Raw genomic sequence first — 22,983 nt, forward strand, 5'->3', positions numbered from 1 at the left:
TCTTCCTCCTATTTAAAAGAATAATTTCTATATTTTAATTGTTCTGTTTCATAAAGGTTCTGCCCCTGGCTATCGATAACGACGATGGCTGGGAAATCCTCAACCACTAGCCGCCTGATGGCTTCTGTGCCTAAATCCTCATAGGCGATGATTTCAACTTCCTTGATGGCCTGGGCACACAGGGCACCGGTCCCTCCGACACAGCCAAAATACACGGCCCCCTTTTGAACAATGGATGCCATCACTTCCTTGGAACGGTTTCCCTTACCAATCATCCCCAGAAGTCCTTTCTCCAAAAGCTTCGGTGTATAAGCATCCATCCGATGGCTGGTTGTCGGACCCGCAGGACCGATAATCTTTCCGGGCTTAGCTGGGCAGGGACCCATATAGAAAATAATTTCATTGGTGATATCAAAGGGCAAGGTCCCTTTTTTTTCTAATTCATCAATCATCCGCTGATGGGCTGCATCCCGAGCGGTATAAATGGTGCCCGAAATACGGACGTGGTCGCCGGCACACAAGGATTTGGCCGTATGGGGTGTCAGTGGTGCTTTTATCGTTTTAATCATCGGCATCCCTCACAATTCTGTCTCAGCATGGCGGTTGACATAACAACAGATATTAACAGCCACCGGTAACCCGGCGATGTGCGTGGGATAGGTGTTAATGGCGACACCCAATACCGTGGCCAGTCCACCAAGGCCCATTGGCCCAATGCCGGTTTGATTCGCCGCCATTAAAAGCTGTTTCTCCATCTCGGCGTAGTCGGGATCGGGATGGTGCTCCTCCAGAGGACGGGATAGGGCTTCTTTGGCCATAAGGGCTGCTTTTTCAAAGGTTCCGCCAATGCCAACGCCGACGATGATGGGGGCGCAGGCATTGGGGGCCCCTTTTTCAATGATCTCTAGGATGAAATCCATCACTCCTTTTTTGCCATCCGATGGCTTGAGCATTTTAATGGCACTGGTATTTTCGGACCCAAATCCCTTCGGCATCACCTTGAGGGTGAGGGTGTCTCCGGGCACGATGTTATAGTGAATGACGGCGGGGGTGTTGTCCTCCGTATTCCTTCGATTTAAGGGATCGGCCACCACGGATTTCCTCAGGTACCCTTCGGTGTACCCCTGCCGGACACCTTCATTAATGGCGTCATCCAAGGACCCGCCCACAATGTGGACATCCTGACCCAAGGTGACGAAGACCACGGCCATCCCCGTATCCTGACAAATGGGCAGGGCTTCCTCATCCGCTAATTTTAAGTTGTCCATAATGGTTTTGAGAATCATTCGGCCATTGGGTGAGACTTCAGATGCGTCGGCTGTCTCAATTCCTTTAAGGACATCTTCTGTAAGATGGGTGTTAGCCTCGATGCAAAGCCGGGCAACAGTATTAGTGATTTGACTGACTGTAATTTCTTTCATCAATTTTTTCTTTCTCCTTCAGTGAACCCTCACTGATTTTTTTTAAGGGGAAGCGCTCCAATAGTATTGCCCGCAAGGATAAGAAAATTCCACCAAAGGCAATGATGAAGTAAAAGGTGATAATGCGCCACAAAATGAGGGCCACCGAGGTGTAGACACTTCCGTAAATGGGTCCGAAAATGAGGGCGAATCCCGCTTCGGCACCGCCGGCTGCCCCCGGAGTGGGAACAAAGGCCATGGCAACATAAAGAATAGCCTGCATGGTAATGACGGTGAAGGCCGTGGAACCATGAAGCCCCAGGGCACGATAAACCCAATAATTAATGCTGTAAAAAATCAAGATTTGAAGAACGGAGACTCCCAATAATTTTAAGGATTCCCATTTATAAATTCGGATATCATCAATGGCCTGACTATATTCGGCAACAAAGTGATCAATTTTCCCGTAGTACTTCTCTTTATCCTTTAAGATTCGGCAAAACAAAAGAAAATTGACCCCGCCGGTCATGATTCCCCGGGCAGTTTTAGGGCTGAAGGCCAGGATTAAAACCAGGACAACCCCTGCAACATTAACCACAAGCCCGATGGTAATGAACCACTTTGCCGCCACCAGACTGGTTGTCACGGTCCCAAAATTAATGCTCAGGGCCAAAAGTGCCAATACGGTTACCGTAATTTGATACAAGGCATACTTTTGGACTAGGATGGCGGTCCCGGTGCCCACGGGATATCCTCTGCGGCTCATTTCGAATAACTGGAGGGGCTGCCCTCCGGATGCCCCGGGGGTCACAAGATTGTAATATTGCCCGATGATAGTGATGACCATGGCGAAGCGAAAACCTTCTTCTGGAAACTTTCGGCGCATCATCTTTAGGAGCATATAGGCTTCGAGTATCCAATAGATGCCGACGCAGCACAGTCCAATGGCTAGGAACCAACCATTGGTCTGCATGAGTGTACCGACAAATTCCTTTCCATCAACCTGAGCGGCAATGACTGCGACAGTGATAGTAATGAGTACGATGAAAAAGATGAAATTTGCATGCTTTTTTATAAAAACGCCGATTTGGCCTTTCATTGAAACCTCCGATGCGTTGATCGTCATGGATTTGTTTACAATGCCATTATAACATAAGTTTAAAGGTATTCATCATTCTTTTTCATTTATTTACACACTGCTTAAGTTTTTCAGTAAACGTATCAATTTCCTATATCAGATCATAATAATGATGTTGTCGCAGGGCCTCATACAAGACGATATTCACAGAATTCGCCAGGTTGAGGGAGCGCGCATGGGGATGGTCTTTCATGGGGATTCTAAAACGATTTTCTGGGTAGCGGCTATGGATGGATTCAGGCAAGCCGGCGGTCTCCCGGCCAAACATAATGAAGGCATCGTCCGGATACTCAATGTCCGCATAGTGCTTCTCGCCATGGGTCGTCATCAGGTACAATTTAGCCTGGCTATTAGTCGTTATGAAATCCTCAAAGTTGTCATACACGGTCAAATCCACAAGGTCCCAATAGTCAAGGCCGGCACGTTTAACGGCTTTGTCTGAAATGGAAAAGCCCAGGGGTTTAATTAAATGGAGCTTTGTTTCTGTCAAAGCACAGGTTCTTGCAATATTACCAGTGTTTTGCGGAATTTCTGGTTGGAATAAAACAATGTTTATCATAATCTCTCCTCGCCTCTTTCTGTTTATCTATTATAAACGATTTTCATGTAAAAAAAAAGATGAATTTCATCATGAATTCATCTTTTACATTAATTTACACTATTTCAGGGAAACTTTAGGGAGTACGATAGTAAAGGTACTTCCAACATCGATGGTAGAGTCAATCTTAATCTTCCCATTGTGCTGCTTGACGATGACCGCCGCAATGTTGAGGCCCAAGCCAACACCGCCGGACTCCCGATGGCGGGCATTATCGACCCGGTAAAAGCGACTGAAGATTTTCTTTTGATCTTCCTCGGATAAACCGACGCCTGTGTCTTGCACTGAAATGCTGACACTACGCACCCCTTCAGATAGACCGATGGTCACGGACCCTTCTCCCGGCGTATATTTAATGGCATTGTCCACCAGAATCCGAATGGCCTGTTTTAGCCGTTCTTCATCGCCTTTATAACAAATTCCCCCTTGAAGGTTTCCCTTGAGGTGAATTTGGTGATCGGCGGCAACATCGTACATTAAATCCTGAATTTCTGCACACAGGGCACTGAGATCAAAGACCTCTTTCTTCATAGCAATTTTTTTATTGTCCGCTTGGGCAATGAGGAGCAATTCGGAAATCAACTTGGCCATGGTTTCCGTTTCAAGGCTAATATTATTGAGCCAGCGGATATTCTCGTTAAGGATTTCATCCTCTTTCATCTTAAGGACCTCGACATTGGTTTGAATCACCGTTAGGGGTGTCCGCAATTCATGGGAGGCATCTGCGATGAATTTCTTTTGGTTTTCAAAAGTTTCTTTGATGGGCTGCAGGGATTTTCCTGCCAAAAAATAGCTAATGGGGATGAGCACCAAGATACTGCCACAGCCAATGAAGAGCAGAAAGGAAATAATATACCGAATCACCGATTGTTCGGTGTTAATGATCTGAAAAACCTGAACGGTATAGTCCTTTCCTTGCTTGTTGTAAATCGAGCTATAGACACGGTATTGATCGGTATCCACATCGAAAATACGAAATTCCCCGTTGTTGCCCGCATCCAAATCCATTTCGTAGCCGTGCATAATCAGGCTGTTGTTTTCAACCTTCATATCCGCTACATTATGCTCCGAATCCCAGATAATATAGTCGTAGCCTAGTTTTTCATGAACCGCAGTACTAGCCGAGGATTCTTCTTTAATGGCACCATTTTGTTCCCTGTTTTCAATTTCCTCTGCGATTTTCTGGAGGTATACTTCTCCAGAAAGCCCAAGGCTCCATTGAACAAGAAATCCAAGGAGAAAAATAAAGATGAAGAGAAATGCAATGAGGATCAACGTATTAAATAATGTAATTTGACGTTTGATCTCTTTGAACATTCTAACGTTTGCCTAATGTGTAACCAACCCCTCGGATCGTATCGATTTTCACATCAGTCTCTTTCAATTTTTTTCTTAAATTATGCACATAGATTTCGATATTGTTTTCATTCACTTCTTTGTCAAATCCCCACACCCGGTCTAAAATCTGTTCCCGGGTAAAGACCTGATTGGGCCGTTTTAAAAGCATTTCTAAAATCTTTGCCTCTTTAACCGAAAGCTTAAATTCTTCATCTTTAGTGGCCAAAGTATTCTTTTGAGTGTTGAAGCTGACATCCTCGAAATCAATGGTTTCGCCTTTGATTTCATTGTCCGGACGACGGCTCAGTGCCCGAATCCGAGCGAATAGTTCTTTGGCGGAAAAGGGCTTAATGAGGTAATCATCCGCCCCCAGGTCAAGGCCTTTGACCTTGTCGTCCACGGTGCCCTTCGCCGTGAGCATCAGCACTGGTGTGGTGATTTCACGATCCCGTATTTCTTTAAGGATTTCTAAGCCGCTTTTTAAAGGCAGCATAATATCCAGGACAATCACATCATAAATTGGATTCAACGCAAAGAGAAGACCTTCCTCTCCATCGTTGGCGACATCGCAATCTATATTTTGTATTTTACAGAGTTCTTGAAGTGCATCCGTAATTTTAACTTCGTCTTCGATAAATAATATACGCATTTGGCATTCTCCTCTTTCGTTCGTTTGATACAATTTCAGACCTGAGTATATCGATTCTTTCTTAAGTCTGTATAAATCCTGCCAACCTCTCATGTTGATAAACCTGCTTACTTCTTATATAATTATACCACAAATTCACTGAAATTGGAGTCCCTATGAAAACAATTCTCATTGTGGAAGATGATCGCCAGATTTCCCGTATTATCGAGCTTCAGCTCCATCACGCCGGATTTAATACTCTAAAGGCCTATGATGGCCTGGAGGCACAGCAGGTTTTTTATGCCCATTCAGAGGAAATTGACTTAGTCCTTCTGGATGTGATGTTGCCCATTAAAGATGGCTTTACGGTGCTTGCGGCCATTCGAAAAAAAGAACCAACCCAACCCATTATTTTCCTGACGGCAAAGGATGCCACCGAGGATGTGGTTCGGGGTTTAAATAATGGTGCCAATGATTATATCAAGAAACCCTTTGATTTTGAGGAATTATTGGCACGAATTAATGCAAATATTCGGAAAAAGATAGACTTTTCCAAGGAAGATTCCTTGACCTATGAGGATCTCACCATGGATTTGACGGATTTTACGGTCCGCCGCTCAGATTTGGAGATCCACCTCTCCCGGACAGAGTTTGATTTACTCTATTATTTGATGCTTAATCACCACCTTGTCCAGACCCGGGAGCAAATCCTTAACCATGTCTGGGGCTATGATTATGACGGAAATGAGAATATCATCGATGTCTATATCAAATATTTAAGGGACAAGATTGACAAGCCCTTTGAGCGAAAGCTCATTCAAACCGTTCGGGGACGTGGTTATGTCATTAAATAAGAAAAAAGAAAAACAGCCCATGAAGCTGTACACCCGCATTGCCTTGACCTTTACCATCGCCTTTACGGTTTTACTGGTCATATCCTATCTACTGGTTTTTTATTTTTCCCAACAAATCATTTTCAATGAAAACAGGGCCAACCTCATTAAGTTCAGTAATTATATCATCAATGTGATTGATGAGAATAAACAGGAGGTCATGGGGCTACCTGAGGAGCAGCGTCTTGATTTTGTGGCACAAAAGGTATACCCCTACATGAAGGATAATGGGCTGATGGCCTACCAGCTCATGGATAGCAACGGGCAATTATACGCCTCCACCGATGCCTTTGATTCTGTTTTTTCCGAGGATAATATCCGCCGCTTCAACATTGATCTTTTTAAGCTCAAGGTAACCAATGCCGTGGACCTCCCTGAGGATGTCAACGTGGACTCCTTTTCCCTGGATGGGTCCGAGTACTACTATCTGGGCTCTTCCTATACGGTATCGGATGACTATACCATTTATATCCAGGTGGTCAAGAATTTGGACGACAGCATGATGTTTATGACCATATTATACGTCATCCAGGTGATTTTGATGTGCGTCTCTGTGGGGGGGATCATTCTTCTGGGAATTTACGGGACCAAGCGTTCCCTGAAGCCCCTGATTGACATTGCCGATACGGCGAAGAAAATTACAGAGAATAATTTAAATATTCGGATAAAGGAGACGGGGAATCGGGATGAACTGGACCAAATGATCCTTTCCCTGAATCAGATGATTAGCCAACTGGAGGGTGCCTTTGAGATGCAGAAACGCTTTGTTTCCGACGCTTCCCACGAGCTACGGGTGCCCCTCACCGTGATCCAGGGTTATACGGATATTTTGAAGACCTGGGGGCAGGATGATCCTGAGGTAACCGCCGAAGCCATCCATTCCATTAGCAATGAAGTCACGGGCATGAAGGTTTTAGTGGAGGATCTCCTCACCCTGAGCCGTTTGGAGAACCGCTATTATTCCGAGGGATTTGAATCCCTGGATATGCATTCCCTTTTGGTGAAGCAATATGAAGAGTGGCAAATGATTGATTCTGACCATGAGATTTGTTTAGGTGAAAATGTCCCCTGTCGGTTGCGTTGCAATAAGGGGCTCATGATCCAGGCCATCCGGGGTGTTATTGATAACAGCGTGAAGTACACCCCTGTGGGTGGGACCATTACCCTCTCCTGCACCACTACCCCAGGGGAATGTATCATTAAAATTGCCGATACGGGCATCGGCATCCCCGCAGATGCCCTCCAGAACGTCCGAAAGCGCTTTTTCCGGGTGGATAGTGACCGCTCCCGGATGACCGGTGGCAGCGGTTTGGGGCTCTCGATTATTGATAATATCCTGGCGCTCCACCATGGGACCCTCCGCATTGAAAGCACCCTGGGCCAGGGCACCACGGTCTCCCTGTGCCTGCCCTTCCTTTAAACCAGGGTAAACCGGTCCTTGTAGATGACTACGGTCTCCCCTTCCTGGTCGAGGTATTCCCTTAAATCGCTACTTGCCGGCATAAACAGCACCTGTTTGTGCCGGTTTTTTGGTGTGTGGGCCGTAAGCTCCGGAAGAAAAGCGCTTACAAAATCCTCGTCCTTTAGGATTTCAAAGGATTGTTCAGAATCCACCGGGCCTTCAAGTAGCCCATGGGGCAGTTTTCGAATCCCCTGTAACCGGGCATCCAGGGCCAGCAGTTCAACGGCCAGAGCCTCGGCCCTCTTCGCTTTGAAGTATTCAAAGAGAATGACGTATAATTGATCCCTAGACTGGGCACCCCTGTCATACCCAGCGGCGTACCAGTACCGGGATAGTGCCTCGAAAAAAGCAAAGGGTGAGGCCCAACGCCGGGACTTAAGCGCAAACCCCAGGGTATGGGTGAAGCGACCAGAATTATAGTACCGATCCACCATCTCTTCGATGTGCCTCAGATCCTGAAGCTCCATGGCGGAGAGTGCCTGGGTTGAAATCACCTCGTAGGGTGGGAAGCTGCGATAACGGCAGCCAAAGTCCCCGGCGGCCTCCCGAAGCCTTGTCCCTTTAAGGAGCTTTAAAAAGCCAACCTGGAGCATCTGGGGACCCAGAGCGATGACGGTATCGAAGGAGCGGCCAAAGGTGTGATAATCCTCATGGGGCAGTCCAGCGATGAGGTCGGCATGGATGTGGCAGTTCCCCAGGGCCACCAGACAACGGATATTGGCCTTGACCTGGGTGAGGTCTGTTTTCCGGGTGATGGCCTGAAGGGCTGGGTCATGGGTGCTTTGGACGCCAATTTCAAACTGGAACCGACCCACCGGAGCGGATGCAATAATTCGGAACATCTCGTCATCCATTAAATCTGCGGCGATTTCAAAATGAAAGTTGGTATCTCCGGGCTGGGCGGCCAGAAAGGCTAAAATTTGATTGGCCCGGGAGGGGTTGACATTGAAGGTCCGATCCACAAATTTGACCTGGCGCACCTGGTGTTTAATAAAGAAGTCCAGCTCCTTGAACACTCGGTCTAAGGGCTGGGTGCGAACCCCAGAAAGAGTGGAGGACAGACAATAGGCGCATCGGAAGGGGCACCCTCGCATGGTTTCATAATAGATGATCCGTCCTTTAAGGGCTTCTAGATCCCCAGGGGTATAGGCGAAGGGGGTGGCCTCCAGATGGGAAAGGCTTTGGAGGGTGGCCTGCCGGGGACGGTCTTTTACCACCAGGCCGGGAATGGTCATTTCTTTATAATCTGTCCCACTATCGATGGCCTGGATGATTTGGGTGAAGGCCTCTTCCCCTTCCCCACAGACAATGGCGTCAATAAAGGGATGGGCCCCAAGAATTTGGCTGGCATCGTAGGAGACTTCCGGTCCCCCGAGGATGATCTGGCACTTGGGACTACTGGCCTTTAGGATTTCCGCCAGCTCTAAAACGTACCGGATATTCCAGATGTAGCAAGAGAACCCATAAACCAGGGGCTCCTGCGATAAGAGACGGTCCACACAATGGGTGATAGTGTCGTTAATGGTGAGCTCCACCAGGCCAACGGGTCGAGGGACCACGGCCTGGCGCAGGCAGCGAATGGCTAAATTCGAATGAATATATTTGGCGTTGATTCCCACCAGGGTAACAGATGTCATGGGTTTTCCTCCTTTAAAAAAGCCCCTTGCGGGGCTGGGTTGCGGGGCGGTTCGTCCGCTGAGATTTGTGGCGGGGGGACGGAAGAAACGGTATATGTCCACCTGCCCGTCCCCTACTGGGAGCTATCCCTACCGCCTTCACAAAAGCCACCGCCCTGTTTCAGGGCAGCGGTTTGCCTCCCCCCTTAGACGTTAAACCGGAAGAAGGTGACGTCACCGTCTTGCATGACGTAGTCCTTGCCTTCGATCCGGGTGACCCCTTGTTCCTTAGCCTTGACATCGGAGCCCGCGGCGATGAGCTGGTCGTAAGTGGTGATTTCGGCGCGGATAAATCCCCGCTCGATATCGGTGTGGATCTTTCCCGCCGCCTGAGGGGCTTTGGTCCCGGCCTTCACCGTCCAGGCCCGGCATTCGTCCGGTCCGGCGGTCAGGAAAGAAATCAGGCCAAGGAGCCGGTAGGAGGCGTGGATCACCAGATCCAGACCCGAAGATGGCAGTCCCAGCTCTTCTAAGAACAGGGCCTTTTCCTCATCATCCAATGTGGCAATTTCTTCTTCGATTTTAGCAGAAATCTTAATGACCTCAGCAGGAGCCACCGCCGCCTTCAGAGCCACCACGGCCGGGTTATCCTCGGCGATTTCATCCTCAGCCACATTGGCAATGTACAAGGTGGGTTTGGTGCAGATCAGCTGCAGGCTCGAAATAAAAGCCCAGCCATCCTTGGTAAAGGCATCCTCCCTTGGCATCTGCCCTGCCTCCAGGACCTCCTGCAAGGTCAGGAGCACCTCCAGGTTCGCCCGTTCTTCCTTATTGGCCTTGGCCGCCTTTCGGGTTTTTTCAACCCGGCGTTCCACCATTTCCAGATCCGCAAGGATGAGTTCCATAGTGATGATTTCCAGATCATCCAGAGGATCGATTTTCCCACTCACATGGACCACATTATCATCCGAAAAGCACCGGACCACATGGGCGATGGCGTCCACCTCCCGAATATTGGCCAGGAACTTATTCCCGAGGCCCTCCCCTTTGCTGGCCCCTTTGACCAGCCCGGCGATATCCACGAATTCGATGGTAGTGGGCACCACTTTTTTGGTAGTGTACATCTTCCCTAAGACATCCAGACGGGTGTCTGGCACGGTAACGATGCCAATATTGGGATCAATAGTGCAAAAAGGATAATTAGCCGATTCAGCACCGGCCTTGGTCAAAGCATTAAAGATTGTGGATTTTCCCACATTTGGTAAACCGACAATTCCGATTTTCAAAGAGCATCCTCCTTAATCCGTTTTCTGATTTGGTCGGATTCCATCCTTCCAAAGGCGTTCTAAGTCGTAAAACTCGCGTTCCTTGGCATGAAAGATATGGACGATGACGTCGTAATAATCCATTAAAATCCAGCGGGCTTCCCGTTCGCCTTCGATGTTCTTAGGGGTTACCCCACATTTTTTAGCTTCAAACTCCACATTATCGGCAATGGCCTGGACCTGCCGTTCTGAATTCCCACTGGCGATGATAAAATAATCGGCCAATGAGGATATTCCCTGGATATCGATGATTTCAATATCCGTTGCGTTCTTAGCGTCCATCCATTCCTTGATGGATGAAACAAGTTCTTTTGTTTCCATTGTGTCCTCCACTTTATTCAATTTTTTCTTGTATTTGTCCTAAAATCAGGCTGTTTCGGGCGTCCACTGTACTGGGATGAATCAGTCCACCAATGGACGCAATATAGCGAATGGTATTGGAAAAAGCTAAGATCATGGCGCGATCCAGATCCTCCATGGCACAGGCCCGCAGCTGCTCCACCCCGGGATAATTCCGGTCCTCTTCAATGAAATCCGCCAGATAAATGATTTTTTCCAGGGTCGACATCCCCACCCGTCCGGTGGTGTGATAATGGATGGCATCGAGGATGGCATCTTCTGTGATGCCATAGGCCTCCCGGGCCACAACCGCCCCAACGGGACCGTGGAGCAGCTGGGGTTCGATCCGCGTGATATCGTCAATGTCCAGATGGGCCGATGCCGACACTGAAAGTAGTTTTTCTCCTGAGTAATTTTTCGCGCAATCGTGGAGCAAAGCCCCTAACCGCGCCTGTTCTAAATCACAGGAGTACCGGGTGGCCAGGTGCTCGGCGCTTTTAACCACGTTTAGGGTATGCTGATAGCGCTTGGGCTTTAGTTCCCCCTTCAGCTTTTTTTTCATTTGCTTTTCAGTCAATGGAGACCTCCTCCTGGTACAGACGGTGGTCCAGAATATAATGCTCCACCGCCTCGGGGATCAGATATTTAATGGACTGCCCTTTTTTAATCCGGCTGCGGATATTGGAGGAAGCAATGTCCATCTCCGAGGAAAGCAGTTTGAGAATCCGTGTGTTATAATCGGCCTTCAGCTGGGCAATCCGGCGATCCAGCTTTTTATGGGAATACCCCGGCCGGCAGCTGGTCACAAAGGTCACCCGGCGCAGAAGGGCTTCCGCCTCCCGCCAACGGGTGATTTCAAACATGATGTCTGCCCCGGTGATGAAGTAAAATTCCACATCCCCATAAATGGCCTCAAGGGCGTTAATGGTGTCGATGGTGTAGCTTTTCCCCTCACGGTTCATCTCGATATCCGATGCCTCAAAATAAGGATTGCTGGCAATGGCAAGAGCCACCATGTCCATCCGGGCCTGGCGGCTGATTTCCTGATTGCTGCGCTTAAAGGGGTTGTTTCCGGTGGGAATGAAAAGCACCTTGTCCAGCTGATATTCCCATCGGGCAGATTCTGCCAAGAGCAGATGCCCTGTATGGATGGGATTGAAGCTCCCACCCAAAAGCCCGATTTTTTCCATCTTATTCCCCGTCCTGTTATTTTTTCTTTTTGTCTGACTTTTTAGGCAGCTCAATTTTGGGTTTGAGGTTGTGGTGCTTGTACAGTACGAATTTACTGCCCATGGTACAGACCACATCGCACTTGATGGCTTCGGATAAGGCCTGGGCCACGGCGCTGGGCTCTTCCATAGAATTCTTCTGGACCTTACCCTTAATGAGCTCCCGGGCGGCAATGGCCTCCCGAGCCTGGGTGATGACCTCTTCGGTAAGGCCATCCTTTCCCACGAAGACGATATCCGGTTCATTCACCGAAAGTTTTCGTAAATAACTGATTTGTTTACTGGTTAGCATAATCTCTCTTTCTGTGTTTCTTATTTATAATACTCAAATTCAATGGTATCTAGGCGGACCAAGTCCTCATCCTTAATCCCCATGGCTTCCAGTTCCTTAAAGACGCCCTTATCCGTGAGTCTTTTCTGGAAATACCCCACAGAATCTAGGTCATCGAAGTTGACGGAATTGATGAGCCGTTCCAGGAAATCTCCTTGGACGACATAAACCCCGTCATCATCTAAGGTGATGGTAAATTTATCCTCGTCCATGGTGGGCCGATAAATGACGTCCAAATCGGTTTCCACTTCGAAGATGGGTTCCACTTCTCCAATTTCAGCCAGAAGGGTGATTATCCGGTCTAGGAGGGCATCGATGCCTTCCCCGGTGGCGGCAGAAATCAAGAAGACCTCGTAGCCCTCGGCCTCGAACTCAGATTGAATCAGAGCCCGTTCTTCGGGGTCCGGCAGTAAATCGATTTTATTGAGGGCGATGATCTGCTTGCGCTCAGAAAACCGAGGGTTGTAGTGGCGCATCTCCGACTGGATATCCTGGAAATCCTTTAAGGGGTCCCGGCCCTCAGAGCCGGAAATATCGATGATGTGCAGCAGCAGCCGGTTCCGCTCCACATGGCGCAGGAACTGGATGCCCAGCCCCACCCCCTGATGGGCGCCTTCAATAATCCCCGGAATATCGGAGATGACAAAGGGATCACTGTTCTTCCACTGGACCACCCCTAAGTTCGGGGATAAGGTGGTAAAATGATAGTTGGCAATCTTCGGTCTGGCCGCAGTGACGCTGGATAAGAAGGTGGATTTTCCCACGTTGGGAAAGCCAACCAGCCCCACATCGGCAATGAGCTTTAATTCCAGCATCAGGGTCCGTTCTTCTCCCCGGACCCCCCCTTGGGCAAAGCGTGGGGCCTGGCGGGTGGCACTTGAAAAATTCATATTCCCCAGTCCGCCCCGTCCTCCCCGAGCGACGATGGCCGATTCTCCGTCCTCGTTTAAATCGAAGAGGATGTTCCCGGTTTCTTTGTCCTTAATGACCGTTCCCAGGGGGACCTTGATGATCAAATCCTCACCAGATTTACCGCTTGAGCGTCCACCGGTCCCATTTTTACCACTATCCGCTTTGTATTTTTTCTTATATTTAAAGGGAAGCAGGGTTCGAAGGCCGGCATCTGCCATGAACACGACATTGCCACCCCTTCCGCCATTACCTCCGTCGGGTCCACCATTGGGGACATATTTTTCCCGACGAAAACTCATCCCGCCATGGCCGCCGTTTCCAGCCGTCACATAGACTTGGGCACTATCAATAAACATCCCATACCTCCTGTTGTATTTCTAAAAAAAGCCCCTTATTCAAGAAAGCGAATAAGGGGCTTTATGGTCTGATTTACTATACGGTTTGACGGGGATAAACACTACATTGTTTATGATCCCGGCCTTTGCGTTCAAAAGCGACCACGCCGTCACACATCGCAAAGAGGGTATCATCACCACCACGACCGACATTCACGCCAGGATGAATCTTTGTACCTCTTTGTCTTACCAGAATATTTCCGGCTAAAACAAACTGACCATCCGCACGTTTGACACCCAATCTCTTGGATTCGGAGTCACGACCATTTCGAGAACTACCTACCCCTTTCTTATGGGCAAATAATTGCAGGTCCATTTTAATCATCGAGTTCACCTCCAATTTCATCTTTTACCGTGATATAGTCGCCATAGGCGCTTTCTGTGGCCCGGACACCCAGTTCAAAGGTATCCATCAAAGCCGTCATCTGGACGTTTTTGACGAAATCCTCCACCCGAGGGAGCCAGAAGGAGGTATAACCTGCCTTGACTTCCCGGAGGATGCCCTCAATCCCTACGATTTCCTCAAGTCCGTTGAGGATGGAAATCGTCAGGATGGAAATACCGGAACATACGATATCCTCACCATCATCGCCATAACTGGCATGACCTTCGACTATCACTTTTCGAATGCTGTCATCAGCATCTTTTCGGAACGTTACCTTAATCATTATGCATTGATTGAAGTAATTTTAACTTTCATAAACGGCTGTCTGTGGCCTTGTTTACGTCGGTAGTCCTTTTTGGACTTATACTTATACACGATGACCTTGTCGGCTTTTGCAACTTCTAAGACTTCAGCCTTGACGGTTGCACCGGCTACAATGGGTTCACCAAGGGTTAAACCATCGTCCGTTTTAATGGCCAAAACCTGATCGAATACCACTTCAGTATCCGCGCCTTTGACTTTTTCGATTTCGATGACATCATCCTGGGCAACACGATATTGCTTGCCACCAGTTTTAATAATTGCGTACATTTCCTACACCTCCTCATACCAGTCTCGCCACGTTGGGTGCCTTTCGGACTTACAACCCTGAGTGAGCGGCTTACAACTTGTTTATGTTAGCACAATTTTTTCAAAACTGCAAGGCCTTTTGCAAATTAATTTGAGGTGGTCTATTTTAGCAACACATTCTTCTGATAATCGAAGCATTCTTCGGCGATGACCTTGTTTAAAACCAGGAGACAGATGAGGTTTGGGATGGCCATCAGGCCGTTCATGGTATCTGAGAAATCCCAAACGGTTTGAAGGGTCATGGTGGCCCCAACAAAGGCGATGAGGGCAAAGACGAATCGATAGATTTTTGTGACAACCTGATGGTTCACCAGGTATTCCAGGGATTTTTCGCCATAGTATTCCCAGCCCAAAATGGTGGAAAAAGCAAAGAGGGCGATGCCGATGGTCACCAGCCAGGAACCGGCCACGCCAAGCCCACTGGAAAAGGCGGCAATGGTCAGATTCACCCCAGTCAATACTGCCCCGCTGGCATCGGTGGTTCCCAGAGCCCCGGAAGAGGCAATGACCAGACCCGTCACACTACACACAATGATGGTATCGAAGAAGGTACCGGTCATGTTGATATAGCCCTGGCGAGAGGGATGATCGGTTTTGGCGGCGGCAGCAGCAATGGGAGCCGAGCCGAGGCCAGCTTCATTGGAAAAGACCCCCCGGGCAACCCCATAACGCAGTGCACTGGCAATGACCGTTCCCCCAACTCCGCCGGCCATGGCTTGGGCGGAGAAGGCCATGGAGAAAATTTGTGCTAAACCATCGGGGACATTCTGGAAATTGATGCCAATGACGATGATGCCGCCGATGAAATAGAAAACCGCCATAAAGGGAACCAGGGTGGCACAGACCTTCCCGATGCTTTTAATGCCGCCGAGTAAGACCACCAGAGCCAGCACGGTGATGACGATCCCCGTGATCCAGGTAGGCACACCAAAGGTGCTGTTAATGGCGCCGGAAATGGAGTTGGCCTGGGTCATGTTTCCAATGCCGAAGGAGGCGATGACCGCAAAGAGGGAAAAGAGGAAGGCCAGTATTTTCCCGATGGTTTTGTTTTTAAACCCATTTTTCAGGGCGTACATGGGGCCGCCGCACATCTCCCCTTTTTCGTTGGTTTCCCGATATTTAACAGCTAAAACACTCTCGCCATATTTGGTGGATAGGCCAAAGAGGGCGGAAATCCACATCCAGACCAGGGCCCCGGGGCCGCCGAGGACCATGGCAGTGGCGACCCCGACGATATTCCCGGTACCGATGGTGGCCGCCAGGGCGGTCATCAGGGATTGAAAGGGCGAAATATCCCCTTTGTCCCGGGCCTCTGCGGCTTTATCCTGTTTGGCAAAAACTGATTTGAGGGCATAGCCTAAATTCCGCCAGGGTAAGAATTTCAAGCGAATGGTCAGGAACACGCCCGTCCCTACCAAAAGGGCCAGCATGATGGGACCCCAGACGAAATCATTGACGGATGCGATGATAGATGAAAATGACATAAAAAAAACCTCCCCTGTAAATTGGTTACAGTTTACCATACATTGGCGGTTTTGTCTATTAAAAAACACAAAGGTCTTTGTTCTATGGACAATCTGTGGACAACCGCCCCACCGCCACAAACTTTAGCGGACGAACCGCCTCAGTTCCTCCACCCCATCCCCATCCACCCCCATGGCGGCAGACATCAGGCAGACCCCGGTGGCCCCGGCATCCAGGGCCTCCTGGGCATTGTGGAGGTCAATGCCCCCGAGGGCGTAGATGGGCAGGCCCGTCAGGCGGACCAGCTCTCCAATAAAGGCAGTACCCTTGGGGAGTACCCCGGGTTTACACGCCGTCTCAAAGATGGGGCTGGCCATTAAATAGGTGGCCCCCAGGTCCTGGGCCTCCCGGGCCTCTGAAACCGAATGGACCGAGGCCCCCCGAATCTCAAAATCCAGCCAGTCCCCCCAGATGCGTCGCAGGTCCGGCAGGGGCAGGTGGATGGCCGGATGGTGCAAGTCCCGGGCCACATCGATATGGTGGTGGAGGATACAGTCCCCGGGGACTGACATCAAGGGGATGACGGCCCTCGCCAGGTCCGCGTATTCCTCCTGGGACAAATCCTTCTCCCGGAGCAGAATAGAGGGGATGCCCCCGGCTACCAAAAGACGAATCTGGTCCGTGAGGCGGCCCCTCACCAGATGGCGATTGGTGAGGGCCACACACCTAGACATAGACATAATCACTCATCACGGGCTGGAGATTCTGATTCAGGATCGCCTGGTACACCGCATCCACCGACCGCCCGTCAGAAATTTCAAATTGCTCATCCCCCTGCTCGAAGTTCGCCTCCTGATGGGCACCGATGCCCACACAGACCCCGGCAGAGATTTTCGTCGCCCCCACCCCAATGACATGGTCTCTAAAATCCGCGCATTCCCGGGTGGAGATGGTAATGCTGGCAAAGGGCAAAAACAATCGGTAGGCCGTGATGACCTGGAACAGCTCCCGTTGGTGGACATCCATGGGATTGATCTGATCGTTATTGATGATGGGCCGGAGCCGGGGGCAGGAAATGGCAATCTCTGCCTGGGGATATTTCCGTTGGATGAGGGCCGCGTGGTACCCCGTCGCCAGAGCATCCTTACGAAAATCATCCAGCCCCAGCAAAGCGGCGAAGCCCACCCCTCGAATCCCCCCCATGAGGGCCCGCTCCTGGGCATTGAAGCGATAGGGGAAAATCCGCTTATGTCCCGCCAAATGCAGGGTTTCATACTTATCCGAGTTATAGGTTTCCTGGAAAACCGTCACATAATCCGCCCCACAGGCGTGAAGGTAGGCGTACTCATCGGAATTCATGGGGTACACCTCCAGGCCCACCACCTTAAAATACTCCCGGGCGATTTTACAGGCCTCCGCGATATAGGGAACATCGGACTTCTTCCGGCTTTCCCCGGTGAGGAGCAGAATCTCCTGAAGGCCTGTCTCGGCGATGGCCGCCATCTCCGTCCGAATCTGATCTCCACTCAGGCAGGCCCGAGTAATGGCATTATGGCAGTTAAACCCGCAGTAGATACAGTAATTTTCACAATAATTGGCGATGTAAAGGGGGGTGAACAGATTGACCGAATTTCCAAAGTAGCGCCGGGTTTCTGCCTGGGCGGCCTGGGCCATTTCCTCCAGGAGGGGGGCCGCGGCCGGAGAAAGGAGGGCCTTGAAATCCTCCAGACTCCGCCGGCTGTGGCTGAGGGCCCGGCGGACATCCGCCGGGGTGTAGGCCGTGTAATCATAATCTTCCATGGTGGCGATGACTTCATCCATAATGCCAGAGTCGATGGCCTCCATGCCCTCCACATAGGCCATGTGGTCGGTTTTGACCTGGTCGTGGAAGCGTTTTGCCTGATGGTCCATAATGCTGGTATTGATCTTTTCCATTTTACGCCTCCGAGCCTTCCCCTAAAAAGCCGGTTAGGGGCGAGGACGCCTCTCCCCCATGGGCCTTCACCCGGCCGGAACGGGCTAAAAAGGCGGACCGACCAGCCTGGATGGCCCCTTTAAAGGCTTCGGCCATCTGGGGGATATCCCCGGCGGTAGCGATGGCGGTGTTGGCCATCACTGCGGCACAGCCCATTTCCATGGCTTCACAGGCCTGGGAGGGGCGGCCGATGCCCGCATCCACAATCACCGGTAAATCCATTTCGTCCACCAGAATCTGGATGAAGGCCTTGGTGAGGAGCCCCTGATTGGAGCCGATAGGGGCACCCAGGGGCATGATAGCCACGGCCCCGGCGTCGGCTAAATCCCGGGCGGTATTCAAATCCGGGTACATGTAGGGCATAACCTTAAACCCCTCTTGGGATAAGGCCGCGGTGGCTGTGACGGTGGCGGCATTGTCCGGAAGCAGGTACCGGCTGTCCCGGATGATTTCCAGCTTCACAAAATCCCCACAGCCCAGCTCCCGGCAGAGCCTGGCGATACGGATTGCCTCCTCGGCGTTTCGGGCCCCAGAGGTGTTGGGCAGCAGAGTGATGCCCTTTGGGATATAGTCTAAGATGTTGGCCAGCCCCCCTTGGTTGGCCCGTCTGAGGGCCAGGGTGACCATCTGGACCCCACCCCTCTTAATGGCGGCCTGGATTAAGTCCAGGGAGAATTTCCCAGAGCCTAAAATAAAGCGGGAGTCGAAGGCTTCCCCGCCAATGTACAGTGTGTCGTTATTTTCAGTATACATCATGATCCTCTTTCTTTAAGTTAAACGCTGGGTTCATCCAGCAGTAATCGGATGACCATATTGGCCTGGTGGGCGGCGCAGATCCCCACCCGGGGGGCCATGAGGCCGCCGGGGGCGATGAGATCGGTGTGGCCGTCGCCGCAGAGATAGTAGTGGCTGGCCACCTGCCTGGTGACGATGGTATTGCTGCTTCCATACCCCGCCATCCCCGATGCCCCCACCAGCCATTTTTCGGGGTAGTGATCAAAGAGACCGTTCACCAGCATGGCTTTTTCCTCGGGGAGATCAAAGGCCTCGCAGATGATCTCATCCTCAGAAAAGAGTTTGGGGATGATCTCATCGGTGATACGCAGGCTGTGATTTGTGATGTGGAGGTAGGGATTGATGGCCTGTATATGAGCCGTGAGGGCCTCGGTTTTCAGCTGGCCTAAATCGTCGATGCCGTACTGCTGGCGGTTTAAGTTGGTTAAATCCACCCGGTCAAAATCGATGAGGTGGAGATGCCCCACCCCGGCTCGGGCCAGGGAAATGGCGATGGTGGAGCCCAGCCCCCCCAGACCGGCAATGGCCACACGCCCCCGGTCAAGCTTCTCCTGGACCGCCCTTCCGTGACGGGCGGTGAGCACCTCGGCCATTTCCTGCTTGGAGGGAACGCCCATCTCAGCCACCCCCCACGAAGGTCACCACCTCCAGATGGTCCCCATCCGAAACACCCTGCTCCAGGTGTTTTCGTCTGGGGATGATCTGGCCGTTTAATTCCACTGCTATCCGGCTTTCAGCGTAGCCGAGCTTGGTCAGCACCGCACTCAGGGAAAGGCCCTCACAGCCCTCCTGGGGGACGCCGTTAACGTTAATCATAAAATCCTCCTTAAAACGCGAAGAGGGCTCACAAAGAACTACACCCGTGGTGGTGTACCCCTTTGTGAGCCCTCGCTGCACAATATTCTGCGTTTATTTAATTCTTACTTAGTGTAACTAAAAATGGAGGGGCTGTCAAGGCCCCCCCTGACACTAATTTCAGCAGACGAACCGCCTATCCCTTAATATTAAAGGTATCCATCCCCGGATAGGTGCTGCCTTCCCCCAGTTCCTTTTCGATGCGCAGGAGCTGGTTGTACTTGGCCACCCGTTCACTGCGGCTGGGGGCACCGGTCTTGATTTGCCCGGTGTTTAGGGCCACGGCAAGATCGGCGATGGTGGTGTCCTCGGTTTCCCCGGAGCGATGGGAGACAATGGCGGTATATCCCGCCTTGTGGGCCATTTTAATGGCATCCAGAGTCTCGGAGACCGAGCCAATCTGGTTGAGCTTGATGAGGATGGAATTCCCGCAGCCCAGGGTAATCCCCCGGGATAAGCGCTGGGTATTGGTCACAAAGAGATCATCCCCCACCAGCTGGATGGTATCCCCCAGCTTATCGGTCAGCAGACGCCAGCCCTCCCAATCCTCTTCATCCAGGCCATCCTCAATGGAGGCGATGGGGTATTTATCACTGAGATCCTTCCAATAATCCACCAGCTTTTCCGAGGTAAAGTGCTTTCCGGATTTGGGCATCCGGTACTCCCCAGCCTTGTCTCCCTTCCATTCGCTGGCTGCAGCATCCATGGCCAGCACGAAGTCCGACCCCGGGGTGTACCCTGCCTGGGTAATGGCCTGTAAAATCAGCTCGATGGCCTCCTCATCACTGGCAAGGTTGGGGGCGAAGCCGCCTTCATCACCGACAGCGGTGGCCAGGCCCTTGGCCTTGAGGATGGATGCCAGGGTATGGAAAACCTCTGTACACTGACGCAGGCCTTCTGAAAAATCAGGGGCCCCCACAGGCATAATCATAAATTCCTGGATGTCCACATTATTATCGGCGTGGGCTCCCCCGTTTAAGATATTCATCATGGGAACGGGCAGGGTGTTGCCGTTAATGCCGCCCAGGAAACGGTAAAGGGGAATCCAGAGGGATTCGGCAGCCGCACGGGCACAGGCGATGGATACGGCCAGAATGGCATTAGCCCCGAACTTGGACTTATCCGGAGTCCCGTCCGCGACAATCATAGCCCGGTCGATGGCGTAAATATCTGAGGCATCCATCCCCATGAGCTGGTCATTAATCTTTTTATTGATGTGCTCCACCGCTTCGGTGACACCCTTTCCGCCGTAGCGGCTGGGATCACCATCCCGCAGTTCCAGGGCTTCGAATTCGCCAGTGGAGGCGCCGCTGGGCACACTTCCCCGACCTTCGGTGCCATCCTCCAGATAAACCACCGCCTCCACGGTGGGGTTCCCCCTGGAATCCAAAATTTCACGACCGATTATTTTTTCAATAGATTGAGCATTCATTCTTGTAGCTCCTTTCGTCTAAGGGATTTCAGTAAAACTACCTTCATGTTAGCAACATCTAACTGCATTGTCAAGGGTCTTCCACTTTTTTTTGATGTTAAATTTAAATTAAGCCCGAACCCCCGTATTTAAAGGGTTTTGGGCTTAACGATTGCTGAATGATTCTTAGGTTTTGCCTAAGGGACCCCCGCTAATCCATGCGTAGATCCCCAAAGAAGAACAGTGCCACCGTGCCGGGGCCGGTGTGGCTGCCGATGGTGGTCCCAATGTTATTGATTTCGACCGGGCCCTCCAATTGGGGGAAACGGGCTTCAATGAAGTCCGCCACGGCCCGGGCATCCTCGTAACAGGCGGATTGGGAAATATAGCATTTCCCCCCATAACCCAGGCCATCCTGGGCATGCTCCTCCATGCGTTCGATGATGGCTTTAATGACCTTGCGCTTGGTCCGGATTTTTTGTCTTGGGATCAGACGGCCGAGGTGATCCATATTGAGGAGGGGACAGATGTTTAACATCCCCCCGATGAAGCCAGCGGTTTTGGAGACCCGCCCCCCCTTGATGTAAAAGGTGAGATCCGTGGAAAAGAACCAGTGGTGGACATCAAGTTTATGGGCTTCTGCCCAGTCGTATACGTCGGTCATGGCCATACCCTCATCCCGGAGATCCGCCAGACGGTCCATGAGCAGGCCGTAGCCCGAGGAAGCCCCCAGGGAGTCCACCAGGAGAATCCGGGCATCGGGATACTTCTTTTCCAGGTTCCCCTTGGCGATGGTGGCGGAATTAATGGCCCCAGACAGCCCCGAGGACAGGGAGACGTGGAGAATATCCTTCCCCTGTTTTAAAAACCCTTCGAAATAGGCTTCAAATTCCTCGGCATTGACCTGGGAGGTTTTGGTTTCAGCCCCATCGGCCATGGCCTGGTAAAAGGTTTCAAAGGGCATGCTGGCCCCTAAATCGTCAGCATACTCCACCCCGTCGAGTTCGTAGTGAAAGCAAATATAATGAATATCCCGGGCTTTAAAGTGTGCTTCTGATAAGTCAGCAGTGGAACAACAGCTTAATATATAGTCCTGCATGATGTTCTCCTTTCAGTTCCTTAAGAAATGTTGTGTTTTAGTATATCATTTCTTAGGGTTTTGTGCACATATTATTGTGATCCCCGAACTGAGACAAATAAGAATATTTTCGAAAGTACAACACGCGTTCGGTAACACCTTTGCGCTGTTTCATCTTCGATTTTGTCAACAGCACCCATTCAAATTTTGTCCAAGAGTTAAAGATAAAGTGGCATATCCTCGCACTGACCGGGATACGCCACCTTATTTTTGCTGGCCCCTTTTACTTCCTTGCTGATTTTTTAACCTCTTCATGATAAAAGAAGTTGACAATAACAGGCGGAGCGTCAAAGGGTTTTTTCATGCTATCATCATTACGCACATAGTCCAATCCCTTTTCACTTGCATAAGAACGGATCCTGGTGTCCAGGGCTTCCCAATACAAGCGGCTACCATGGTGATAGATTTTGATATTGTATAGTTTTAGTTGACAACTGATTCACAAGGATTTAAGCTAATCAAAGAGTCAGGAGGAGACGAAAAAATGGCAAAGAATAGACAATATGATCCAGAATATAAGATACAGGCCGTGAAGCTGGGAAAAGAAATTGGTCAGTCTAAGGCAGCTAAGGAACTCGGCATTCCCAAGAATACATTGTATTCTTGGATGAGATCCTGCCGACTCGGTAAGTTAGACCTGGGGCCAGGTTCACAGACGCCAACAAGCGCCATGTCACTGACCGAGGAGCTTATCACCTTACGCCAGCACGTTAAGGCACAGAACAA

At 50.6% G+C, this 22,983-nt stretch carries 27 protein-coding genes; 3 read left to right on the forward strand and 24 right to left on the reverse strand.

Translation table 11 applies throughout. From position 1 onward, the window contains the following. Nucleotides 1-8: 8 nt before the first annotated feature. The 6 genes from BLW33_RS11005 to BLW33_RS11030 all read right to left on the reverse strand — a co-directional run bounded on the left by BLW33_RS11005 (nt 9) and on the right by BLW33_RS11030 (nt 5,123). A complete protein-coding gene (locus BLW33_RS11005; RefSeq protein ID WP_410173278.1) occupies nt 9-569 on the reverse strand; it encodes a Fe-S-containing hydro-lyase in 561 nt (186 codons plus the stop codon). 9 nt (nt 570-578) lie between these two features. Then, a complete protein-coding gene (locus BLW33_RS11010; protein WP_090308804.1) occupies nt 579-1,421 on the reverse strand; it encodes a fumarate hydratase in 843 nt (280 codons plus the stop codon). Then, nucleotides 1,390-2,499 (reverse strand): lysylphosphatidylglycerol synthase transmembrane domain-containing protein, encoded by a 1,110-nt coding sequence (locus tag BLW33_RS11015; RefSeq protein WP_090308807.1) that lies wholly within the window; start codon nt 2,497-2,499, stop codon nt 1,390-1,392. Before BLW33_RS11015 ends, BLW33_RS11010 begins: the two co-directional genes overlap by 32 nt. Before the next feature lie 130 nt (nt 2,500-2,629). Next, complete coding sequence (gene trmL / locus BLW33_RS11020) at nt 2,630-3,097, reverse strand: tRNA (uridine(34)/cytosine(34)/5-carboxymethylaminomethyluridine(34)-2'-O)-methyltransferase TrmL (RefSeq protein ID WP_207647830.1); 468 nt, start codon at nt 3,095-3,097, stop codon at nt 2,630-2,632. A 99-nt stretch (nt 3,098-3,196) separates the two neighbouring features. Continuing rightward, nucleotides 3,197-4,453, reverse strand: a complete 1,257-nt coding sequence (locus tag BLW33_RS11025; RefSeq protein WP_090308812.1) for a sensor histidine kinase — start codon at nt 4,451-4,453, stop codon at nt 3,197-3,199. 1 nt (nt 4,454) lies between these two features. Continuing rightward, nucleotides 4,455-5,123 (reverse strand): response regulator transcription factor, encoded by a 669-nt coding sequence (locus BLW33_RS11030; protein WP_090243003.1) that lies wholly within the window; start codon nt 5,121-5,123, stop codon nt 4,455-4,457. Nucleotides 5,124-5,278: 155 nt separating this feature from the next. Here BLW33_RS11030 and BLW33_RS11035 point away from each other — a divergent pair, with 155 nt between their 5' ends. Continuing rightward, on the forward strand, nt 5,279-5,956 hold the full coding sequence (locus BLW33_RS11035; RefSeq protein WP_090308814.1) for a response regulator transcription factor: 678 nt from the start codon (nt 5,279-5,281) through the stop codon (nt 5,954-5,956). Next, nucleotides 5,943-7,415: a HAMP domain-containing sensor histidine kinase gene (locus BLW33_RS11040; RefSeq protein ID WP_090308816.1), complete on the forward strand. Its 1,473-nt coding sequence runs from the start codon at nt 5,943-5,945 to the stop codon at nt 7,413-7,415. The genes BLW33_RS11035 and BLW33_RS11040 overlap by 14 nt, the downstream gene beginning before the upstream one ends. Here the strand turns inward: BLW33_RS11040 and BLW33_RS11045 are convergent. The 18 genes from BLW33_RS11045 to BLW33_RS11130 form a co-directional block, all read right to left on the reverse strand. After that, on the reverse strand, nt 7,412-9,094 hold the full coding sequence (locus BLW33_RS11045; protein WP_090308819.1) for a B12-binding domain-containing radical SAM protein: 1,683 nt from the start codon (nt 9,092-9,094) through the stop codon (nt 7,412-7,414). The two genes, BLW33_RS11040 and BLW33_RS11045, sit on opposite strands and share 4 nt — an antisense overlap. 185 nt (nt 9,095-9,279) lie before the next feature. After that, complete coding sequence (ychF, locus tag BLW33_RS11050; protein WP_090308822.1) at nt 9,280-10,359, reverse strand: redox-regulated ATPase YchF; 1,080 nt, start codon at nt 10,357-10,359, stop codon at nt 9,280-9,282. Between the two features lie 12 nt (nt 10,360-10,371). After that, entirely contained in the window at nt 10,372-10,719 is a 348-nt protein-coding gene (gene rsfS, locus BLW33_RS11055; RefSeq protein WP_090308824.1) for a ribosome silencing factor, read from the reverse strand. 13 nt (nt 10,720-10,732) lie between these two features. Next, nucleotides 10,733-11,314 carry a bis(5'-nucleosyl)-tetraphosphatase (symmetrical) YqeK gene (yqeK, locus tag BLW33_RS11060; RefSeq protein ID WP_090308827.1) on the reverse strand — a complete coding sequence of 194 codons (582 nt, stop codon included), beginning with the start codon at nt 11,312-11,314 and terminating at the stop codon, nt 10,733-10,735. Beyond that, nucleotides 11,307-11,927 carry a nicotinate-nucleotide adenylyltransferase gene (gene nadD, locus BLW33_RS11065; protein ID WP_090308829.1) on the reverse strand — a complete coding sequence of 207 codons (621 nt, stop codon included), beginning with the start codon at nt 11,925-11,927 and terminating at the stop codon, nt 11,307-11,309. Before nadD ends, yqeK begins: the two co-directional genes overlap by 8 nt. Before the next feature lie 16 nt (nt 11,928-11,943). Next, on the reverse strand, nt 11,944-12,258 hold the full coding sequence (locus tag BLW33_RS11070; protein ID WP_090308832.1) for a YhbY family RNA-binding protein: 315 nt from the start codon (nt 12,256-12,258) through the stop codon (nt 11,944-11,946). Between the two features lie 20 nt (nt 12,259-12,278). Beyond that, nucleotides 12,279-13,565 carry a GTPase ObgE gene (gene obgE, locus BLW33_RS11075; RefSeq protein ID WP_090308835.1) on the reverse strand — a complete coding sequence of 429 codons (1,287 nt, stop codon included), beginning with the start codon at nt 13,563-13,565 and terminating at the stop codon, nt 12,279-12,281. Nucleotides 13,566-13,641: 76 nt separating this feature from the next. Beyond that, nucleotides 13,642-13,929, reverse strand: coding sequence for a 50S ribosomal protein L27 (rpmA, locus tag BLW33_RS11080; protein ID WP_090242982.1), 288 nt, complete (start codon nt 13,927-13,929; stop codon nt 13,642-13,644). Beyond that, on the reverse strand, nt 13,922-14,272 hold the full coding sequence (locus tag BLW33_RS11085) for a ribosomal-processing cysteine protease Prp (RefSeq protein WP_090308837.1): 351 nt from the start codon (nt 14,270-14,272) through the stop codon (nt 13,922-13,924). Before BLW33_RS11085 ends, rpmA begins: the two co-directional genes overlap by 8 nt. After that, nucleotides 14,272-14,580, reverse strand: coding sequence for a 50S ribosomal protein L21 (rplU, locus tag BLW33_RS11090; protein WP_090242978.1), 309 nt, complete (start codon nt 14,578-14,580; stop codon nt 14,272-14,274). Before rplU ends, BLW33_RS11085 begins: the two co-directional genes overlap by 1 nt. Before the next feature lie 140 nt (nt 14,581-14,720). Then, entirely contained in the window at nt 14,721-16,103 is a 1,383-nt protein-coding gene (locus BLW33_RS11095; protein ID WP_176966707.1) for an alanine/glycine:cation symporter family protein, read from the reverse strand. A gap of 123 nt (nt 16,104-16,226) precedes the next feature. Beyond that, complete coding sequence (locus BLW33_RS11100; RefSeq protein ID WP_090308840.1) at nt 16,227-16,823, reverse strand: thiamine phosphate synthase; 597 nt, start codon at nt 16,821-16,823, stop codon at nt 16,227-16,229. Next, complete coding sequence (gene thiH, locus BLW33_RS11105; protein ID WP_338070053.1) at nt 16,810-17,994, reverse strand: 2-iminoacetate synthase ThiH; 1,185 nt, start codon at nt 17,992-17,994, stop codon at nt 16,810-16,812. The genes BLW33_RS11100 and thiH overlap by 14 nt, the downstream gene beginning before the upstream one ends. A 25-nt stretch (nt 17,995-18,019) precedes the next feature. Beyond that, a complete protein-coding gene (locus tag BLW33_RS11110) occupies nt 18,020-18,811 on the reverse strand; it encodes a thiazole synthase (protein ID WP_090308846.1) in 792 nt (263 codons plus the stop codon). Nucleotides 18,812-18,831: 20 nt separating this feature from the next. Further along, nucleotides 18,832-19,470, reverse strand: a complete 639-nt coding sequence (thiF, locus tag BLW33_RS11115) for a sulfur carrier protein ThiS adenylyltransferase ThiF (RefSeq protein WP_090308849.1) — start codon at nt 19,468-19,470, stop codon at nt 18,832-18,834. A 1-nt stretch (nt 19,471) separates the two neighbouring features. Continuing rightward, nucleotides 19,472-19,669, reverse strand: a complete 198-nt coding sequence (gene thiS / locus BLW33_RS11120; RefSeq protein ID WP_090308852.1) for a sulfur carrier protein ThiS — start codon at nt 19,667-19,669, stop codon at nt 19,472-19,474. 175 nt (nt 19,670-19,844) lie between these two features. Further along, on the reverse strand, nt 19,845-21,140 hold the full coding sequence (gene eno / locus BLW33_RS11125) for a phosphopyruvate hydratase (RefSeq protein WP_090308855.1): 1,296 nt from the start codon (nt 21,138-21,140) through the stop codon (nt 19,845-19,847). 190 nt (nt 21,141-21,330) lie between these two features. Continuing rightward, nucleotides 21,331-22,218 (reverse strand): DegV family protein, encoded by an 888-nt coding sequence (locus tag BLW33_RS11130; protein ID WP_090308857.1) that lies wholly within the window; start codon nt 22,216-22,218, stop codon nt 21,331-21,333. Nucleotides 22,219-22,741: 523 nt separating this feature from the next. Here BLW33_RS11130 and BLW33_RS11140 point away from each other — a divergent pair. Next, the coding region (locus BLW33_RS11140) for a transposase (RefSeq protein WP_143032628.1) at nt 22,742-22,983 on the forward strand (242 nt) is incomplete at its 3' end.

The sequence above is a fragment of the Eubacterium aggregans genome, from assembly GCF_900107815.1.
GTDB lineage: Bacteria > Bacillota > Clostridia > Eubacteriales > Eubacteriaceae > Eubacterium_O > Eubacterium_O aggregans.

Bases quoted from the DNA above. Each gene is read 5' to 3' on its own strand.
- BLW33_RS11030 (WP_090243003.1), bottom strand. From the start codon at position 5,123: ATGCGTATATTATTTATCGAAGACGAAGTTAAAATTACGGATGCACTT.
- BLW33_RS11035 (WP_090308814.1), top strand. From the start codon at position 5,279: ATGAAAACAATTCTCATTGTGGAAGATGATCGCCAGATTTCCCGTATT.
- BLW33_RS11045 (WP_090308819.1), bottom strand. From the start codon at position 9,094: ATGACATCTGTTACCCTGGTGGGAATCAACGCCAAATATATTCATTCG.
- trmL (WP_207647830.1), bottom strand. From the start codon at position 3,097: ATGATAAACATTGTTTTATTCCAACCAGAAATTCCGCAAAACACTGGT.
- rplU (WP_090242978.1), bottom strand. From the start codon at position 14,580: ATGTACGCAATTATTAAAACTGGTGGCAAGCAATATCGTGTTGCCCAG.
- BLW33_RS11130 (WP_090308857.1), bottom strand. From the start codon at position 22,218: ATGCAGGACTATATATTAAGCTGTTGTTCCACTGCTGACTTATCAGAA.
- nadD (WP_090308829.1), bottom strand. From the start codon at position 11,927: ATGGAAAAAATCGGGCTTTTGGGTGGGAGCTTCAATCCCATCCATACA.
- BLW33_RS11095 (WP_176966707.1), bottom strand. From the start codon at position 16,103: ATGTCATTTTCATCTATCATCGCATCCGTCAATGATTTCGTCTGGGGT.
- thiH (WP_338070053.1), bottom strand. From the start codon at position 17,994: ATGGACCATCAGGCAAAACGCTTCCACGACCAGGTCAAAACCGACCAC.
- obgE (WP_090308835.1), bottom strand. From the start codon at position 13,565: ATGTTTATTGATAGTGCCCAAGTCTATGTGACGGCTGGAAACGGCGGC.
- BLW33_RS11025 (WP_090308812.1), bottom strand. From the start codon at position 4,453: ATGTTCAAAGAGATCAAACGTCAAATTACATTATTTAATACGTTGATC.
- BLW33_RS11015 (WP_090308807.1), bottom strand. From the start codon at position 2,499: ATGAAAGGCCAAATCGGCGTTTTTATAAAAAAGCATGCAAATTTCATC.
- BLW33_RS11110 (WP_090308846.1), bottom strand. From the start codon at position 18,811: ATGTATACTGAAAATAACGACACACTGTACATTGGCGGGGAAGCCTTC.
- rsfS (WP_090308824.1), bottom strand. From the start codon at position 10,719: ATGGAAACAAAAGAACTTGTTTCATCCATCAAGGAATGGATGGACGCT.
- BLW33_RS11070 (WP_090308832.1), bottom strand. From the start codon at position 12,258: ATGCTAACCAGTAAACAAATCAGTTATTTACGAAAACTTTCGGTGAAT.
- BLW33_RS11040 (WP_090308816.1), top strand. From the start codon at position 5,943: ATGTCATTAAATAAGAAAAAAGAAAAACAGCCCATGAAGCTGTACACC.
- thiS (WP_090308852.1), bottom strand. From the start codon at position 19,669: ATGATTAACGTTAACGGCGTCCCCCAGGAGGGCTGTGAGGGCCTTTCC.
- rpmA (WP_090242982.1), bottom strand. From the start codon at position 13,929: ATGATTAAAATGGACCTGCAATTATTTGCCCATAAGAAAGGGGTAGGT.
- BLW33_RS11100 (WP_090308840.1), bottom strand. From the start codon at position 16,823: ATGTCTATGTCTAGGTGTGTGGCCCTCACCAATCGCCATCTGGTGAGG.
- eno (WP_090308855.1), bottom strand. From the start codon at position 21,140: ATGAATGCTCAATCTATTGAAAAAATAATCGGTCGTGAAATTTTGGAT.
- BLW33_RS11085 (WP_090308837.1), bottom strand. From the start codon at position 14,272: ATGATTAAGGTAACGTTCCGAAAAGATGCTGATGACAGCATTCGAAAA.
- BLW33_RS11005 (WP_410173278.1), bottom strand. From the start codon at position 569: ATGATTAAAACGATAAAAGCACCACTGACACCCCATACGGCCAAATCC.
- thiF (WP_090308849.1), bottom strand. From the start codon at position 19,470: ATGGGCGTTCCCTCCAAGCAGGAAATGGCCGAGGTGCTCACCGCCCGT.
- BLW33_RS11010 (WP_090308804.1), bottom strand. From the start codon at position 1,421: ATGAAAGAAATTACAGTCAGTCAAATCACTAATACTGTTGCCCGGCTT.